At 49.2% G+C, this 15,918-nt stretch carries 10 protein-coding genes; 9 read left to right on the top strand and 1 reads right to left on the bottom strand.

The annotated features are described in order from the left end of the window. Window positions 1-12: 12 nt before the first annotated feature. The 3 genes from HQ865_RS07265 to HQ865_RS07255 are packed head-to-tail and all read left to right on the top strand — an operon-like array spanning window position 13 to window position 3,326. Window positions 13-1,347: an efflux RND transporter periplasmic adaptor subunit gene (locus HQ865_RS07265; RefSeq protein ID WP_173414250.1), complete on the top strand. Its 1,335-nt coding sequence runs from the start codon at window positions 13-15 to the stop codon at window positions 1,345-1,347. Beyond that, window positions 1,344-2,102: an ABC transporter ATP-binding protein gene (locus tag HQ865_RS07260; RefSeq protein ID WP_317170046.1), complete on the top strand. Its 759-nt coding sequence runs from the start codon at window positions 1,344-1,346 to the stop codon at window positions 2,100-2,102. The genes HQ865_RS07265 and HQ865_RS07260 overlap by 4 nt, the downstream gene beginning before the upstream one ends. A gap of 3 nt (window positions 2,103-2,105) precedes the next feature. Then, window positions 2,106-3,326 carry an ABC transporter permease gene (locus HQ865_RS07255; protein ID WP_173414249.1) on the top strand — a complete coding sequence of 407 codons (1,221 nt, stop codon included), beginning with the start codon at window positions 2,106-2,108 and terminating at the stop codon, window positions 3,324-3,326. A gap of 143 nt (window positions 3,327-3,469) precedes the next feature. Here the strand turns inward: HQ865_RS07255 and HQ865_RS07250 are convergent, their stop codons facing one another. Continuing rightward, entirely contained in the window at window positions 3,470-4,285 is an 816-nt protein-coding gene (locus HQ865_RS07250) for a DnaJ domain-containing protein (RefSeq protein ID WP_173414248.1), read from the bottom strand. 435 nt (window positions 4,286-4,720) lie between these two features. Between HQ865_RS07250 and HQ865_RS07245 the strand changes: the two genes are divergently transcribed. From HQ865_RS07245 to HQ865_RS07220, 6 genes are all read left to right on the top strand, one after another. Beyond that, a complete protein-coding gene (locus HQ865_RS07245; RefSeq protein WP_173414247.1) occupies window positions 4,721-4,951 on the top strand; it encodes a hypothetical protein in 231 nt (76 codons plus the stop codon). Between the two features lie 71 nt (window positions 4,952-5,022). Next, window positions 5,023-5,844 (top strand): hypothetical protein, encoded by an 822-nt coding sequence (locus HQ865_RS07240; protein ID WP_173414246.1) that lies wholly within the window; start codon window positions 5,023-5,025, stop codon window positions 5,842-5,844. Between the two features lie 7 nt (window positions 5,845-5,851). Continuing rightward, window positions 5,852-6,694, top strand: coding sequence for a hypothetical protein (locus HQ865_RS07235; RefSeq protein WP_173414245.1), 843 nt, complete (start codon window positions 5,852-5,854; stop codon window positions 6,692-6,694). 53 nt (window positions 6,695-6,747) lie between these two features. After that, on the top strand, window positions 6,748-12,342 hold the full coding sequence (locus HQ865_RS07230; protein WP_173414244.1) for an alpha-2-macroglobulin family protein: 5,595 nt from the start codon (window positions 6,748-6,750) through the stop codon (window positions 12,340-12,342). A gap of 225 nt (window positions 12,343-12,567) precedes the next feature. Then, window positions 12,568-14,958, top strand: coding sequence for a penicillin-binding protein 1C (gene pbpC, locus HQ865_RS07225; RefSeq protein WP_173414243.1), 2,391 nt, complete (start codon window positions 12,568-12,570; stop codon window positions 14,956-14,958). 261 nt (window positions 14,959-15,219) lie between these two features. Next, window positions 15,220-15,912 (top strand): adenylate/guanylate cyclase domain-containing protein, encoded by a 693-nt coding sequence (locus HQ865_RS07220; protein ID WP_173414242.1) that lies wholly within the window; start codon window positions 15,220-15,222, stop codon window positions 15,910-15,912. Window positions 15,913-15,918: the final 6 nt, after the last annotated feature.

The following is a 15,918-nucleotide window of genomic DNA, read 5'->3' as shown; positions in this document are numbered from 1 at the left end:
CCGCCTATAGAGATGGACAATAAGTATAAAAAAATATTGATAGTTGCCGCCATAATAGCGGGCCTGCTGCTCATTTGGTGGTTCTTTATCCGCAAGCCCGAAAAACCCATTGTGCTGCAAAGTGAAAAGCCTACACGTGGCTACATCGCCCTTAGCGTTACGGCCACAGGCAGGATCCAGCCGGTGGATACGGTTACGGTGGGTTCGCAGGTGTCGGGCATTATCAGCAAACTGTATGTTGATTTTAACTCGAAGGTAAAGAAGGGCCAGAAATTAGCCGAGCTTGACCGTTCGCTGCTACAGGCCACGGTAGACCAGGCCAGTGGCAATGTATCAAACAACAAGGCGCAGGTGGCATTACAAACCGCCAACTTTGGCCGCGAAAGCCTGCTGTATAAAACCGATGCCATCAGCAAGGCCGAATATGATAACGCGCTGGCTACCTTCAACTCCTCAAAGGCGCAACTGGCCAGTTCGCAGGCGCAGTTGCGGTCGGCGCAGAAGAATTTATCATATACCGATATTTATTCGCCTATTGATGGTGTGGTGCTTAACCGTAACGTAAACGTAGGCCAAACCGTAGCGGCCAGCTTCAACACGCCTACCCTGTTCATCATCGCGAGGGATATTACCAAAATGCAGGTGCAGGCCAATGTAGATGAGGCCGATATTGGCGATGTAAAAGCCGGCCAGCGTGTAAGCTTTACGGTGGATGCCTTTATCAACGATCAGTTTAAGGGCAAAGTGCTGGATATCCGCCTGCACCCCAGCGTATCGGCCAATGTGGTTACTTACACCACCATTATCGATGCCCCTAACGATGACGAAAAGCTGAAGCCAGGCATGACTGCCAATATTATCATCTACACCAAAGAGGTAAACAACGCCCTGCTGATACCGGCCAAAGCACTGAAATTTACACCAGATTCATCGCTGATGAAGGATTACGAGATAGTTGGTAAAATTGGCGGCAAAGGGAAAGGCAAAAAGCGTACGGGAGCTGCCGGTGGCCCGGGTGGTGGCGGAGGCGGCGCATCAGGCGGTGGCATGAATGCTAATGCCGCCGGCGGCGCTACGCATACCGCCAAAAGCCGTAAGGACAGCAGCGGCGTAGCCGCCCAGCATGCTACCGTTTGGGTATTGCAGGGCAAAAAGCTGATCCAGAAACGGATTAAGATAGGCCTGAACGATAATACCCAGGTAGAGGTACTATCGGGCCTTACAGAGAACGATATGGTGGTGACCAGCATGCCGGAAACAGCGGCCACTGCTAAAGCAGGCGGTACGGCAGGTAGCCCGTTTATGCCGCAACGCCGTGGCGGTGGTGGCGGAGGAGGCAGGCGATGAGCAAAACCGCAAAAAAAATATTGGAACTACACGACCTGAAACGCGAGTTTAAGGTAGGTAGCGAAACCGTGCGCGCGCTAAAAGGCATCTCGTTTGATGTAAACGCCGGCGAGTTCGTTACCATTATGGGCAGTAGTGGTTCGGGAAAAACCACCCTGTTGAATATTTTGGGCTGTTTAGATAAACCCAGCGACGGCACTTACCTGCTGGATAATGTAAATGTAAAGGAACTAAGCCGAGATGAATTGGCCACGCTGCGTAACCACAAGATAGGCTTCGTGTTCCAGGCGTATAATTTGCTGCCACGTACGTCGGCATTGGAGAATGTGGAACTGCCCCTGCTCTATAATAAAGACATTAGCAGCAGCGAACGCCGCGACAGGGCCATCCATGCGCTGGAAGCTGTGCGACTGGCCGATCGCCACGACCATACGCCCAGCCAGCTATCGGGCGGACAGCAGCAGCGTGTGGCCATTGCCCGCGCGCTGGTAAACGAGCCGGTGATGATCCTGGCCGATGAGGCTACGGGTAACCTTGATTCGCGCACATCGTACGAGATAATGGCCCTGATGCAGGACCTGAACCAAAACCAGGGCAAGACCATTGTATTCGTTACACACGAGCCGGATATCGCTTCGTTCAGTAGCCGTACCGTAATGCTGCGCGATGGTATCATACAGAAGGATAACATCAACGAAAACTTAAAGTCGGCCAAAGAGGTATTGGCCAGCCTGCCAACCACAGACGATTATTAAACCATGAATATATTTAACCTGGTACGCATCGCCTTCCGCGCCCTGCTTCGCAATAAGCTGAGGGCGTTCCTCACCATGCTCGGTATCATTATCGGCGTGGGGGCGGTTATTGCCATGGTAGCCATCGGGCAGGGATCAAAGGAAAGTATCCAGTCGCAACTGAGCAGCATGGGCAGCAATATGATCACCGTATCCCCTGCCAGTAATATCAATGGCGGTGTGCGTATTGCCGGTACCAGCTTCCAAACATTAACCGAAAAGGATATAAAGGCCCTGCAACGGGGCGCCGAAAATATCACCGAGTTATCGCCGTCAGTAACCTCGCGCGGGCAGGCCATAAACGGCGCGCTCAACTGGCCAACGCAGATACAGGGCGTTAGTCCCGATTTTTTGGATATCCGTAAACTATCATTAAAGGACGGTATACTTTTCACCAACCAGGATGTATTGACATCGGCCAAGGTATGTTTGATCGGTCAAACCGTTATCGACAACATTTTTCCCAACGGCGAGAACCCTATCGGCAAGGTGATCCGTTTTAACCGCATCCCCTTCCAGATCATCGGGGTACTGAACCAAAAAGGCCAAAATGCCTTCGGGCAAGACCAGGACGATATCATCATCGCCCCCTACACCACCGTACAGAAGCGGATCCTGGCTACCATTTATTATCAAAACATTTACGCCTCTGCCGCCAGCGCCGATGCCACCGACGCGGCCGTTAACGAAATGACCGATATCCTGCGCGATTCGCACCGCTTGCGCGATACCGAGGATAACGACTTCCAGGTACGCACCCAGGCCGAGCTGATCAGCACGCTGAGTTCTACCAGCGGTTTGCTAACTACCCTGCTTACCGCCATAGCGGGTATTTCGCTGGTTATCGGCGGTATCGGCATCATGAATATTATGTACGTATCGGTAACGGAGCGTACCAAGGAGATCGGCCTGCGCATGTCCATTGGCGCCCGCGGGATCGATATCATGCTGCAATTCCTGATCGAGGCCATCATTATCAGTATCATCGGCGGCATTATCGGCGTGCTGCTGGGCATACTGGCCAGTCATATTGTTACGCTTACCTTAAGCTGGCCGACGATCATCTCGCAAACATCCATCGTCGTATCATTTATTGTCTGTGCCATTACGGGGATCTTCTTTGGATACTACCCGGCGCAGAAAGCATCGAGATTGGATCCGATAGAGGCGTTGAGGTATGAGTAGGGAATCGGCTACGGTATAGAAACAGACTTACGAAGTTTTAAAAACTTCGTAAGTCTTTCAATCTTAATGCTCCTGCCCTCTTTTCGCGCAGCGGAGAGAGGGCCGACCAGCGAAGCGTAGTCTCGGGGTGAGTATACCCGTTATCACGGCTCCCCTATCGTCCATTTCGGCACATAGCCTGTTTGATTATTAAACGCCACTTTATAAAACCCCGCGCCCTTTTCCAGCACCTGCACCTTGGCATTTCCAGGGATATTGGCCAGCACCGCCGACCGGTAGCTGGCCTGTTCGTGCAGCGATACTACACCCGTCATATTTGCTTTTAGGTAAGTTGTGTAAGTATTATCATCCACAGGTGGCTGTTTATCTGCCTGGCGGGCAATAGTTGGTGGCGGGATAATCTCAGGCGCGGGTTTTACCGGGACATTTGGTTTGGCAACACCGGGGACAGGCATGCTAACCATGGCCGAAGTATTCACCTGCTTTACAGCGACAGGCTTTATGGTATCAACATGGGCTATAAAGGCTTTTTTGGCGATGGGTTTGGCTGTAACTAAACGATGCTTTTTATGGCGATATTTGGGTTTGACAACTTCGGCCGCTACCGGTTTTACCACCGCTTTTTTCTTCCCGCCGTTCATCGATCTATAAACGTACATACCGAACAGGCCCGTCAGTAAAATAAGGGAAAGCGTAACGGCAATGTTCAGGTGCTTCAGTTTGAAATAGTATAACCGTCGCTGATAATGCTTTTTATAGGCCATATCGTACTTGCGGCGACGAACAGGGTCGCTTAGTATTTCGAAAGCCTCTGTTACCTCCCTGAAATGGCTGTCAAGAAAATCGTCCTGCTCCTGCCCGGGCGGCTGCAACTTGCGGGCCAGTTTGCGGTAAGCCGAGTTCAACTCCTGCGGTGTACAGTCGCGTTCGGTGCCCAGGATGTAGTAGAAGTCTTTCATACTTAATCAAATACAGCGCAATCCACAATTTGATTAAGTTTTTTAATTATAGTTTAATTGGGATGATGAATTTTTAAATTTCACGTCTTCAATGAAAATAAATCACTCATCTATAGCAAAACACTATGTGTCCCGACTTTACGACAATTGGTGTAAATAATTTGCAATTTCATATCCTCCCTGTTTAGGTTTAAGTATTAAAAAATTCCACCGGGAGTTTAATATCAATTAACTATTACCTATGCCTTTTTCACAACTACAGTTCCACATGTGCCACATATCGTTTTTTATTAACTGTCATTTATCAAAAATCCAGGCATTCACTTAAATCAAAATATTGTTTCGCGAACAAGGGAGATGCCTGTCTTGGGTAAAACAGGATAGGGAAAAACGCCGAAACCCGAATAATAGAGGCAAAAATACATTTAACAAACAATGAAAAAATTAAATTCTAAATTGTGGGGCTTAGAGAGTCTAACAAAAGAGCAAATGAAAAATGTTACAGGGGGAAGTGGCAGTGATTGTATTTTAATTTGTTGGTGTAATCAAACTGGACAAAATTGGGCAATTCCCGATTGCAGTGGCTGGTCTGACAAGGATGTAGAAGATGAAATGAGATCACATTGTAACGGAAGCATCGATGGGGGTTGCGAAAGGCCCCTTTAATCAGGTTGTGTTATGTGGGCCAAGTTTGGCCCACATTTACTTTTTTTAAATAAACTATTTTATATACGAAAATGAAGTTAACAAAGCCAAAAGCTATCCGCTTATTTCTTAAATGCAACATTATTTTGAATATTTTAATTTTGTTCGAGATTAAAACTTTTGCCCAAAAATTACCAAATGTGCAAACAACCAATCTGTGGGCACCTGCCAATATCAAAATCGATGGGAATATAAAGGATTGGCCTGCCGATTTTAAGGCACACAACAGCGCTACCGATTTTTTTTATACTATGGCGAATGATGACAAATACCTGTATATAGTAATACAGGAAAGAGACCCGCATATTATTTCAAGCATGTTTAGTGGGGGAGTAACTATTGCGGTTAAAAGTTTTGGCAATAAAGCAGATTATGGGAAAGCCGTTACTTACCCTGTATATGATCCCCGATTACCCATGTATGTAAATTTTCGGGCTAAACCTAAAGTGCTGGATAGTTCCAAAACCGAACTGCTTCAATTGGATTCTTTTGTCAGGGCAAGTAATCTTCGCCTTACGCAAATGTCAAAAACCATCAAGGTTGCCAATATAGAGGGGCTGGATTCTACATTATCCGTTTATAATGACGAAGGGATCAAAGCGGCATCATTATTTAATAACAAAATGTTTTACACCATTGAGTTTGCTATATCATTGCAGCGCCTAAACTTGTCGGCTGATAAGGTGGATAAATTTAATTACCAAATAAAAATAAATGAGGTAGAAGAACGCGGCATGACCATTAACAGGGATGAAACAGGAAACATCACACTTTTTAAAGGGGGGGCCAATGCTCAGGTTGGGCAATCAGCTACGTATTTCAATGGCGAATACACCTTAGCAAAAAAACCATAACTATAAAATGAAGTGGCTATTTATCATACTTGCCAGCTTGTTTGCCATAAACACAACTTACGCCCAGAAATTACCTAACGTACAAAAGGCCAGCGTTTGGGCGCCAGCCAATATTAAAATAGATGGAAAAGCGGATGAATGGAATGATCAATATCAAGCCCACAACAACGCTACTGATATTTATTACAGCATATCAAATGACAGTGAAAACATTTACCTTATACTGAAAATAACAAGAGCCTTTGTTATAGATAAAATAATTAAAGGCAATATTAGCCTTACAATAAATCATACCTTAAAGAAAAAAGATGATTCCCCGGTTACTATCACCTATCCTGTTTTAAAGCGTGCTGATGCCAACTCCGTATCCAACCTGCTTAATAGTAAAATTGGCACACATAATGATGCTGCCGGAGTGGATAATTCGCTTAAAGGCTTAAACAATTTATTGTCAACCAAATCAAAATCCATCAATGTACAGGGTATTAAAAACATACCCGACGATGATATTTCTGTTTACAATGATGAGGGCATAAAAGCGGTCTCGAAATTTGATAAACCTTTAGTCTACGTTTACGAATTGGCTGTTCCTTTAAGATATTTCGACTTGCCTAATAACGGTTTAGATGCATTCAGCTATCATATTAAATTAAATGCGGAAAAAGAAAGTAACAATACAAATGTAGAAGCACTGGTAAGCCCCATGAATTCAGGTGGCCTTCCGCCTCCACCTCCTCCGGCAAGAGCTTCCGTAGCTACCACAGATTTTTGGGGTGAATACACCTTAGCTAAAAACCGTGATGAATGGTTAAAAACATACCAATCCGTCATAAAAAATATTTTGCAATAAATTAGGATTTGCAATTTATTTCATAAATTTCGATACAAATCTCCCCCCAAAACATGTCAGCTATAACAGGCTTTTTTTCAAGTAAAAAAGGCATTATCATCACCACCGTATCGTTGGTTTGCGTGGCAGCTATTGCCTACGCGGTAAAACATTTTTCAAAGCCTCAACCTGTCGACCGCTCGTTCAGCAAGTACATCGAATCGTACACAGCCGGGATGATCTCCAAAGAGAGCAGCATCCGCATTAAACTGGTGCGTCAGGTACAGGGCACCCACGTGCAAAACGAGGCCCTGCCCGATGGCATTTTTAGCTTTAGTCCGGCCATAAAAGGCAAAGCTTTTTGGGTGGACGCGCTGACCATCGAGTTTCGCCCCGCGCAAAAGCTGGACCCCGATAAAGCCTACCAGGCGAAATTTAAGCTGGGCAAGGTGATCGACGTGCCAGAGCGCTACCAGGAATTTGAGTTCGGCTTCCAAACCATGAAGCCCGATTTTACCGTAACGTATAACGGCCTGCAAACCTCGCCCCGGAATTCGGTAGATAAAATGAAGCTGGACGGCGTGATCCAAACCGCCGATGCCGAGAAGAACGAACTGGTAGAGAAGCTGATATCGGTCAGCTACCCGTCCGAAACGCATATCAGCTGGCAGCATAATGCTTATAATCATACACATACATTCACTATTGATAAGATCACCCGCGCGGCGGATAACATCACCCCGCTCACCATCAACTGGGATGGTAGTCCGCTAAACGTGGATAAAAAGGGATCGAAAGCTTATGACGTACCCGCCGTTGGCGATTTCCGCGTGCTGGATGTGCGTGCCGTGCAGGACCAGGAGCAATACGTTTTAGTGCAGTTTTCGGATGCGATAATGGTTGGACAGGAACTGAACGGTCTCATCGGTATCGGTAACACCACCGAACCATCGTACACCATTGAGGGCAGCATGGTCAAAGTATACAGCGCCGAGCGTTTGGATGGCAATTACGATGTGTTTGTGAATCCCGGCATCGAGAATATGTCGCATCAAAAGATCACCAAAACCTATAAGGCCAACGTGTTCTTCGAGAATAAGCTGCCTGCCGTAACCATCCCCGGCAAGGGCGTGGTGCTGCCAAGCGCCGGTAAACTGCTGATGCCTTTTGAAGCCGTAAACCTTAACGCGGTGGATGTGAGCATTATTAAGGTTTACGAGGATAATGTGGCGCAATACTTCCAGGAGAACGATTACGATGGCGGCAGCGAACTGCGCCGCGTAGGTAAGCCGGTTGTGCAGAAAACCATCCGGCTGGATGCTGACAAATCGGTTAATCTGAATAAAAAGACCCGCTTTATGCTTGATCTGGATAAGCTGATCCGCACCGAGCCGGGCGCTATCTACCGGGTCATCATCGGCTTCAGGCAAGAGTATTCGCTGTACAATTGCAGCGCCGGTGGCCCTGTAAAAACCGATAATAACGATAACGAGTATTATGGCGATGACGAAGAAGGCGGCGGTGGCCGCGGCGTAAGCGACGAAGACGATGACTTTTGGAGTAAGTACGATAGCTACTACCCTACCAATTACAATTGGGCCGATAAGGATAATCCCTGCACACCGTCTTATTTCACCAAAACTAAATGGGCTACCCGCAACATCATCGCATCAAACATTGGCCTGGTGGCCAAGCGCGGTACCGATAACAGCATGATGGTTGTAGCTACCGATATTTTAACAGCGCAACCAATATCGGGCGTGGAAATTGATCTGCAGGATTACCAGCGGCAGGTCATCATGAAAACCACGACCGATAGCTACGGTTTGGCCAAGTTTGATATCAAGCGCAAGCCTTACCTGCTGGTGGCCAAACGCGGCGATGAACGCGGTTACCTGAAGCTTGACGACGGCAATGCCCTGCCCCTCACCCGCTTTGATGTGGGCGGAGACCAGGTGCAAACCGGCCTAAAGGGCTTCATCTATGGCGAACGCGGCGTATGGCGTCCGGGCGATAGCATCTACCTATCATTTATATTGGAGGATAAGGCTAAGAAACTGCCCGCGGATATGCCGGTAGAGTTCAATTTTTACAACCCGATGGGGCAATTATACAGCAGGTTGGTGCAAAACAAATCGGTTGATGGCTTTTACAGCTTCCACACCGGCACGCAAACTACCGATGTTACCGGCAACTGGACAGCCAAGATAAAAGTGGGCGGCGCTACCTTTAGCAAAAACATTAAGGTGGAGACCATTATGCCGAACCGCCTGAAGCTGAAACTCGATTTTAACGGGCAAACGGAGTTGACCAAAGACAAGGATACCCGCGGCACACTGAATGCCAAATGGCTGTTCGGCGGTACGGCGCAAAACCTTAAGGCCAAGGTTGATGCCTACCTGTCATCGCAAAAAACATCTTTTAAAAACTTCGACGGTTACGATTTTGACGACCCGAAGATCGATTTCAAGACACAAGTCTCTACCGTGTTCGATGGGCATTTAGATGCCGATGGCAATACCAGCATCAACGCCAACATATCATCGGAGATGGAAGCGCCGGGACAATTACGCGCTAATTTTTTAGTAAAGGTTTTTGAACCGGGCGGCAATTTCAGCATCCACCAAACCAGTTTGCCTTATAATATGTACCCGGGCTATGTGGGTATTAAGGCGCCAAAGGGTAACGCCCTTTCTGGGATGCTGGTAACCGGCAAAGACCATATTTTTGATATTGTAGATGTGGATACCAAAGGCAACCCGCTGCCGGGCAAGCGCGAGGTGCAGGTTGAGCTGTACAAGGTGCGCTGGCATTGGTGGTGGGATAATACCGGTAACCAAAGCAGCAACTTTACGCAGGATAAATACAACAAGCTGATCAAAACCCAAACCATCACCCTTAACAATGGGCGCGGCACCTGGACCATGCACATCGATCAGCCCGAATGGGGCCAGTACATTGTAAAGGTTAAGGACGAGGAGACCGGCCATACCACCGGCCACGAGGTATACATCGATTGGCCGAACTGGGCGCAGCGCCTGCAACAGGATAACCCGAGCGAGGCGGCCATGCTATCGTTCACATCCGATAAAAAGAATTATAAGGTTGGCGAGGAAGCTACGCTCACCATTCCTACCCCGGCTAATGGCAGGGCTTTAATTAGCTTTGAGAACGGCACCAAGGTTTTAAAAACCGATTGGATAAACACCAATAAGGGCCAAACGCAATATCATTTTAAGGTTGATGAAACCATGGCCCCCAACGTTTTTGTGAACGTTACGCTGCTGCAACCCCATTCGCAAACCGTGAACGACCTGCCGATACGCATGTACGGCGCGATACCGCTGCTGGTAGATAACCCCGCCACCATCCTGAAGCCGGTGATCAGCATGCCGGATAAGCTGAGGCCTGAGACAAAATCGGCGGTAACGGTATCCGAAGCATCGGGCAAGGAGATGACCTATACGCTGGCCATTGTTGACGAGGGCCTGCTGGATATTACCAATTATAATACGCCTAACCCGCACGAAACCTTTTACGCCCGTGAGGCTTTGGGTGTGAAGACCTGGGACCTGTTCGACTACGTGATCGGCGCTTATGGCGGCGACCTGGAACGCATCCTGAGCATCGGTGGTGATGCCGGGGGGCGCAATCTGAACCGTAATATCTCGGTAAACCGCTTTAAGCCGGTGGTGAAGTTTATGGGGCCGTTCCACATGGGCGCGGGCGAAAAGCAAACACACGCCTTTACCCTGCCGCAATATATCGGTTCGGTTAAGGTGATGGTGATTGCCGGACACGAGGGCGCTTATGGCTTCGCCGATAAGGCCGTGGCCGTGAAAAAGCCGTTGATGGTACTGGCTACCCTGCCACGGGTTTTAGGCCCGACCGAAAAGATAGAACTACCGGTTACCGTTTTCGCTACCGAGAATAATATCAAAACGGTGAGCGTGGATATCCAGTCGAACGCGTTTACGAATGTAACCTCGCATCAAACCTTAACATTCACCAAACCGGGCGATCAATTGGTGACCTTCCCGCTGGAGGTGAAGAACTTTATTGGCATTGGTAAGGTGCGCGTAGTGGCCAAAAGCGGCAGCGAAACCGCCGCTTACGATGTAGAACTATCCGTGCGCAACCCCAACCCGGGCATTACCCGTGTGCTGGAAAAAGAATTGGAGCCAGGCCAAAGCTGGGGCAGTCCGTATACTGCCGTGGGTATGAACGGCACCAACAAAACCACGCTGGAGGCATCCAACATCCCATCATTAAACCTGGCCAAGCGCTTGAATTACCTGATGGAATATCCGCATGGCTGCGTGGAACAAACCACCTCATCGGTGTTCCCGCAATTGTATTTAGAGCAGCTGACCGACCTCTCGCCGGGGCAAAAAGCTACTGTAGACCGCAACATACAGGCAGGCATCCGCAAGCTGGCCGGCTTCCAGTTGCCAAAGGGCGGACTGAGCTACTGGCCGGATGGCGGCGAGGCTAACGATTGGGGTACCAATTATGCCGGGCACTTTATGCTGGCCGCGCAGGCCGCAGGCTATGCCCTGCCGGTTGGCTTTATAGAGCATTGGAAAATGTACCAGCGCCAGCAAGCCTTATCATGGGCGCCAAACAGCCGCACCTTCTACGGCGCCGACCTTGATCAGGCTTATCGCCTGTACCTGCTGGCCCTTGCACATGCGCCGGAGTTAGGTGCCATGAACCGCTTAAAGGAGTTCCCATATATTTCACCGGAAGCTAAATGGCGGTTGGCGGCGGCTTATAAACTGGCCGGTCAGCCGGAAATAGCCTTGCGGATGATACAAGGTTTGCCCTTAATTGTTAAGCCATACAACAGCATGTGGGGCACTTTCGGCTCCGACCTGCGTGATGAGGCTATGATACTGGAAACCCTTACGCTGCTGGGCAAAAAAGCCGAAGCGGCCAGCATGTTGCGCACGGTAGCGGCACACCTGTCGCACGATGACTGGTACAGCACGCAAACTACGGCTTACAGCCTCATTGCCATATCGCAATATTGCGGCAAAAACACATCGCGCAGCAAGCTGATGTTCAATTACCAGGTGGGGGCTTCGCGGGGTGCGGTCAATTCGGCGTCGTACATATCGCAAATAGCGGTTAGCAATCACTCGGGTAACCTCAGCATCAAGAATAACAGCAGCGCGAAGTTGTATGTGAGGCTCATCCAATACGGTCAGCCGGTTACGGGTGAAGATGTGAAGCCGATCAGCAACCCCGATGTGCTGCAAATGCGCATCAGTTACTTTACGCTGAAGGGCGCGCCGGTTAACCCGGCCCAGCTAAAACAGGGTACCGATTTTATTGCCCAGGTGAATATCAAAAATCCCGGCAAGCGCGGCAATTATGATAATATGGCGCTTACACAGATCTTCCCTTCGGGTTGGGAGATCCTGAATACGCGGATGATGGAGAGCGACGAAGCCTACAAATCGTCGCCATCCGACTACCGCGACATCAGGGACGACCGGGTGAACACCTATTTCAGCGTGACCGAAAACAAGGAGGTAACCTATTATGTAATGCTGAATGCATCGTACTTAGGCAAGTATTACCTGCCGGCCATTTATTGCGATGCGATGTATAACAACAGCATCAGCGCGCTGGCCAAAGGGCAATGGGTTGAGGTGGTGAAATAGGCGGGGAAGTCGTTTTTTATCATGGTTGATATTTTGGCTAAAGCCATTTTTTCTTCTATTCACCCGTTGGCTAAAGCCAACGGGTGAATAGAAGAAAAATAAGTTTCCAAATTCATTGCCGTCCCCTTTAGGGGGCGGCCTTTTAAAAAGGGAGATGGGGCTTTAGCCCAATTTAAAAAGCGAGGCTGTCGACTACAACTGGATGATTAGCTACGGGAAAAAGACATGCTTAAATTAACACGCTTAAAAACGATATTTAAATCCACAAAGGCAAAGGTAGCGGGAATCATCCTGTTAGCTTTGCTATTGCTGTTTTGGTTTTGCATCCCCCGGCGGTTATTCCATTCGCCAACATCGTTTGTGATAGATGACGATCAGGGACAACTGCTGGGCGCGGCCATCGCCTCCGACGGGCAGTGGCGTTTCCCTTATAACCCTAAGGTGCCCGATAAATTTAAGGCCTGCATCATCGCCTTTGAGGATAAGCGCTTTGAGCACCATATCGGGTTCGATCCCATAGCGTTTAGCAGGGCCATAAAGCAGAACATCAGGGCAAGGCATGTGGTTAGCGGGGGCAGCACGCTTACGATGCAGGTCATACGCCTATCCACCCGGAAGAACCGCACCATCTGGCAAAAGTTTACGGAGATCTTTAAAGCCATGCGGCTGGAACTAACGCATTCTAAAAGCGAGATCCTGGCCTTGTACAGCAGCAACGCGCCATTCGGCAGTAATGTGGTGGGATTAGATGCCGCTGCCTGGCGCTATTTTGGCCGCAGTCCCGATAAATTATCCTGGGGAGAAACGGCGGCGTTGGCCGTATTACCTAACTCACCATCGCTGGTGCATCCCGGTAAAAACCGCCGTATACTTTTGCGCAAGCGCAACCTGCTGATCGACCGCCTGCAGCAACAGCATATCATCGACGCCACCACCGCCGCACTGGCCAAGCTGGAACCCGTGCCCGAAAAGCCGGTAACCTTGCCCTCGCTTGCGCCGCATTTATTGCAGCGCTTTAAGATGGATAACCTGGCGAAGCATATCAACGGCGGGCGCATCAAAACATCTGTCAAAAGCGTATTGCAGCAAAACGTTACGGATATTATCGAAAGACACCACCAACTGCTAAAGGCCAACGATATCCGCAACGCCGCCGCCATTGTGCTGGATGTAGAGACGGGCCAAACGCTGGCTTACGTAGGCAACGTTACCCATCCCGAAAACCGCGATATAGAGAGCGATGTAGATGTGATCGCCGCGCCCCGTAGTCCGGGCAGTACGTTGAAGCCGCTGCTTTATGCTGCTATGCTGCATGATGGTTTGATATTGCCCAATAGTTTGATACCCGATATCCCGACGCAGATAGCCGGCTATCATCCACAAAACTTCGATCTGGGTTATGATGGGGCCGTACCTGCATCAAAGGCCTTAGCCCGTTCACTGAATATCCCGGCGGTTAAAATGCTGTCGCAGTATAAGTACGATCGGTTTCACTCGTTGTTGCGCAATATTGGGATGACGACACTCAACCAACCAGCCGATCATTATGGCTTATCGCTGATATTGGGCGGTAGCGAAAATACCCTTTGGGAACTCAGCGGCGCTTATGCGGATATGGCGCGGGTGCTGAACCATTATCATCAATACAAAGGCCAGTACAACGCCGCCGATTACCATAACCCCGTATACACCGCCGCCGAACCCCGCAAAACCGAATTGGAGAAGGGCGGTCTGCTGGACGCGGGATCCATCTATTATACCTTCCAGGCGATGGAGGAGGTGATGCGCCCCGGCGATGAGTTGCTGTGGCAGCAGTTCAGTTCTACCCAACGCATCGCCTGGAAAACCGGGACCAGCTTCGGCTTCAGGGATGGCTGGGCTATTGGGGTTACACCGCGATATGTGGTAGGCGTTTGGGTGGGCAATACCAACGGCGAAGGCCGCCTGGGGCTAATTGGTGTGAATACCGCCGCCCCTATCCTGTTCGATATCTTCAGGCAGTTGCCCGTAGCACGCGACTGGTTCACCATGCCATCGGGCGAGATGACGCTGATGTCGGTTTGCCACGAAAGCGGTTATCGCGCGGGCGAAAATTGCGATCATCCCGATACCTTGTTCATGCCCAAAAGCGGACTAAAGGCACCTGTTTGCCACTTTCACCAATTAGTGCATTTAGATGCAAGCCGCAAATGGCAGGTAACGTCGGCCTGTGAAACGCCGGCCAACATGGTGCACACCGCCTGGTTTGTGTTACCGCCATCCATGGAATATTATTATAAAAGCCGCAACTATCAGTATAAACCCCTGCCCCCTTTCCGGCCCGATTGCGCGGCTACATTGCAAAGGCCCATGGAGCAGATCTATCCCAAAGATGGGTCGAAAGTTTACGTCCCCCTGGAAGCAGACGGCACCCGTGGCCGCATGATCTGCAACGCGGCGCACCGGCAAACGGGTATGAAGATATTTTGGTATTTGGATGATCAGTACATCGGGCAGACCCGGGATTATCATCAAATGGCCCTTAACCCGACTGCAGGCAAGCACACGCTAACATTGGTAGATGCCAATGGCAACCGGCTGCAAACCCGGTTTGAGGTTTTGGATAAGGGGAAATAGTCGATAAAGTCAGCCGCAACTTCGTTAGAGGCTGAAGCTTTGTAGCAAAACAGCAGCATTCCCATCAACGCCGTAGGTGTTGAACTCCTTTTTGTTGAATACCTGCGACACTCTCAAAAAGGGCTTGCACTTTTCTACAATACTTTGGCTCCTCCGGAACTGGCAGGTCATGAATATGTCACGAAGTGCAAAATCTCAATTTCTTTTGAAATGTTTCGCCCACCCGTTCGTCTGAACTGGTAAACGCGATATATTTTACTTATGAAAAACGATTACATTACATTAAACGATAGCCTCCCAAACACTGTGGCCGGTGTTGGGGTTGAAAAGGAGCTGGCCATTTTATTTTTAGATATCCGTAACTTTACCCGGCTGATGGAAACCCGGGCCGAGCAGTCGGTTATACAACTGGTGCGCTACCTGTTTACCGGCTTTAACCGCATTGTTAAAAACTACCAGGGGCGCGTGGTGGAGATGGCGGGCGATAGCCTTTACGCTGTATTCGGCTTGCAAACCGATGTGCGCGAGGCGGCCAACCAGGCTTACATGGCTATTAAAACCATATTCCAATCGCTTAATTTATTTAACGATGCCTTTACCACCACCTATAACAGCCAACCGCTGGAAATTGGGGCGGGCCTGCATGCCGGCAAGGTGTTCATTGGCGAGTTTAGCCTTGATGCAGCACCAACCCTATCGGTAATGGGCTTACCGGTAAACGTCGCTTCACGATTACAGGCCAAAACAAAGGAGCTGAACAACGACCTGCTGATATCGGAAAAAGTATATAGCCTGTTAGATAACAGTCGCCCGGTATTGAGCCAGCAAACTGTAAGTTTAAAAGGCATTTCGGCAGAACAGGATGTACGTTTAGCAGGAAAGCCTTATGCCGATACCTTATGCCTGAGTGGTTCTAAACAGGATATGGCTTATCTGATGGCTATTTCGGGGTAAAAGTTG

The organism is Mucilaginibacter mali (genome assembly GCF_013283875.1).
Taxonomy (GTDB): Bacteria; Bacteroidota; Bacteroidia; order Sphingobacteriales; family Sphingobacteriaceae; genus Mucilaginibacter; species Mucilaginibacter mali.
Note: the sequence above shows the minus strand (reverse complement) of the source record. Positions and strands in the feature narration are given on the sequence as shown.

Bases quoted from the DNA above. Each gene is read 5' to 3' on its own strand.
- HQ865_RS07265 (WP_173414250.1), top strand. From the start codon at position 13: ATGGACAATAAGTATAAAAAAATATTGATAGTTGCCGCCATAATAGCG.
- HQ865_RS07260 (WP_317170046.1), top strand. From the start codon at position 1,344: ATGAGCAAAACCGCAAAAAAAATATTGGAACTACACGACCTGAAACGC.
- HQ865_RS07255 (WP_173414249.1), top strand. From the start codon at position 2,106: ATGAATATATTTAACCTGGTACGCATCGCCTTCCGCGCCCTGCTTCGC.
- HQ865_RS07250 (WP_173414248.1), bottom strand. From the start codon at position 4,285: ATGAAAGACTTCTACTACATCCTGGGCACCGAACGCGACTGTACACCG.
- HQ865_RS07245 (WP_173414247.1), top strand. From the start codon at position 4,721: ATGAAAAAATTAAATTCTAAATTGTGGGGCTTAGAGAGTCTAACAAAA.
- HQ865_RS07240 (WP_173414246.1), top strand. From the start codon at position 5,023: ATGAAGTTAACAAAGCCAAAAGCTATCCGCTTATTTCTTAAATGCAAC.
- HQ865_RS07235 (WP_173414245.1), top strand. From the start codon at position 5,852: ATGAAGTGGCTATTTATCATACTTGCCAGCTTGTTTGCCATAAACACA.
- HQ865_RS07230 (WP_173414244.1), top strand. From the start codon at position 6,748: ATGTCAGCTATAACAGGCTTTTTTTCAAGTAAAAAAGGCATTATCATC.
- pbpC (WP_173414243.1), top strand. From the start codon at position 12,568: ATGCTTAAATTAACACGCTTAAAAACGATATTTAAATCCACAAAGGCA.
- HQ865_RS07220 (WP_173414242.1), top strand. From the start codon at position 15,220: ATGAAAAACGATTACATTACATTAAACGATAGCCTCCCAAACACTGTG.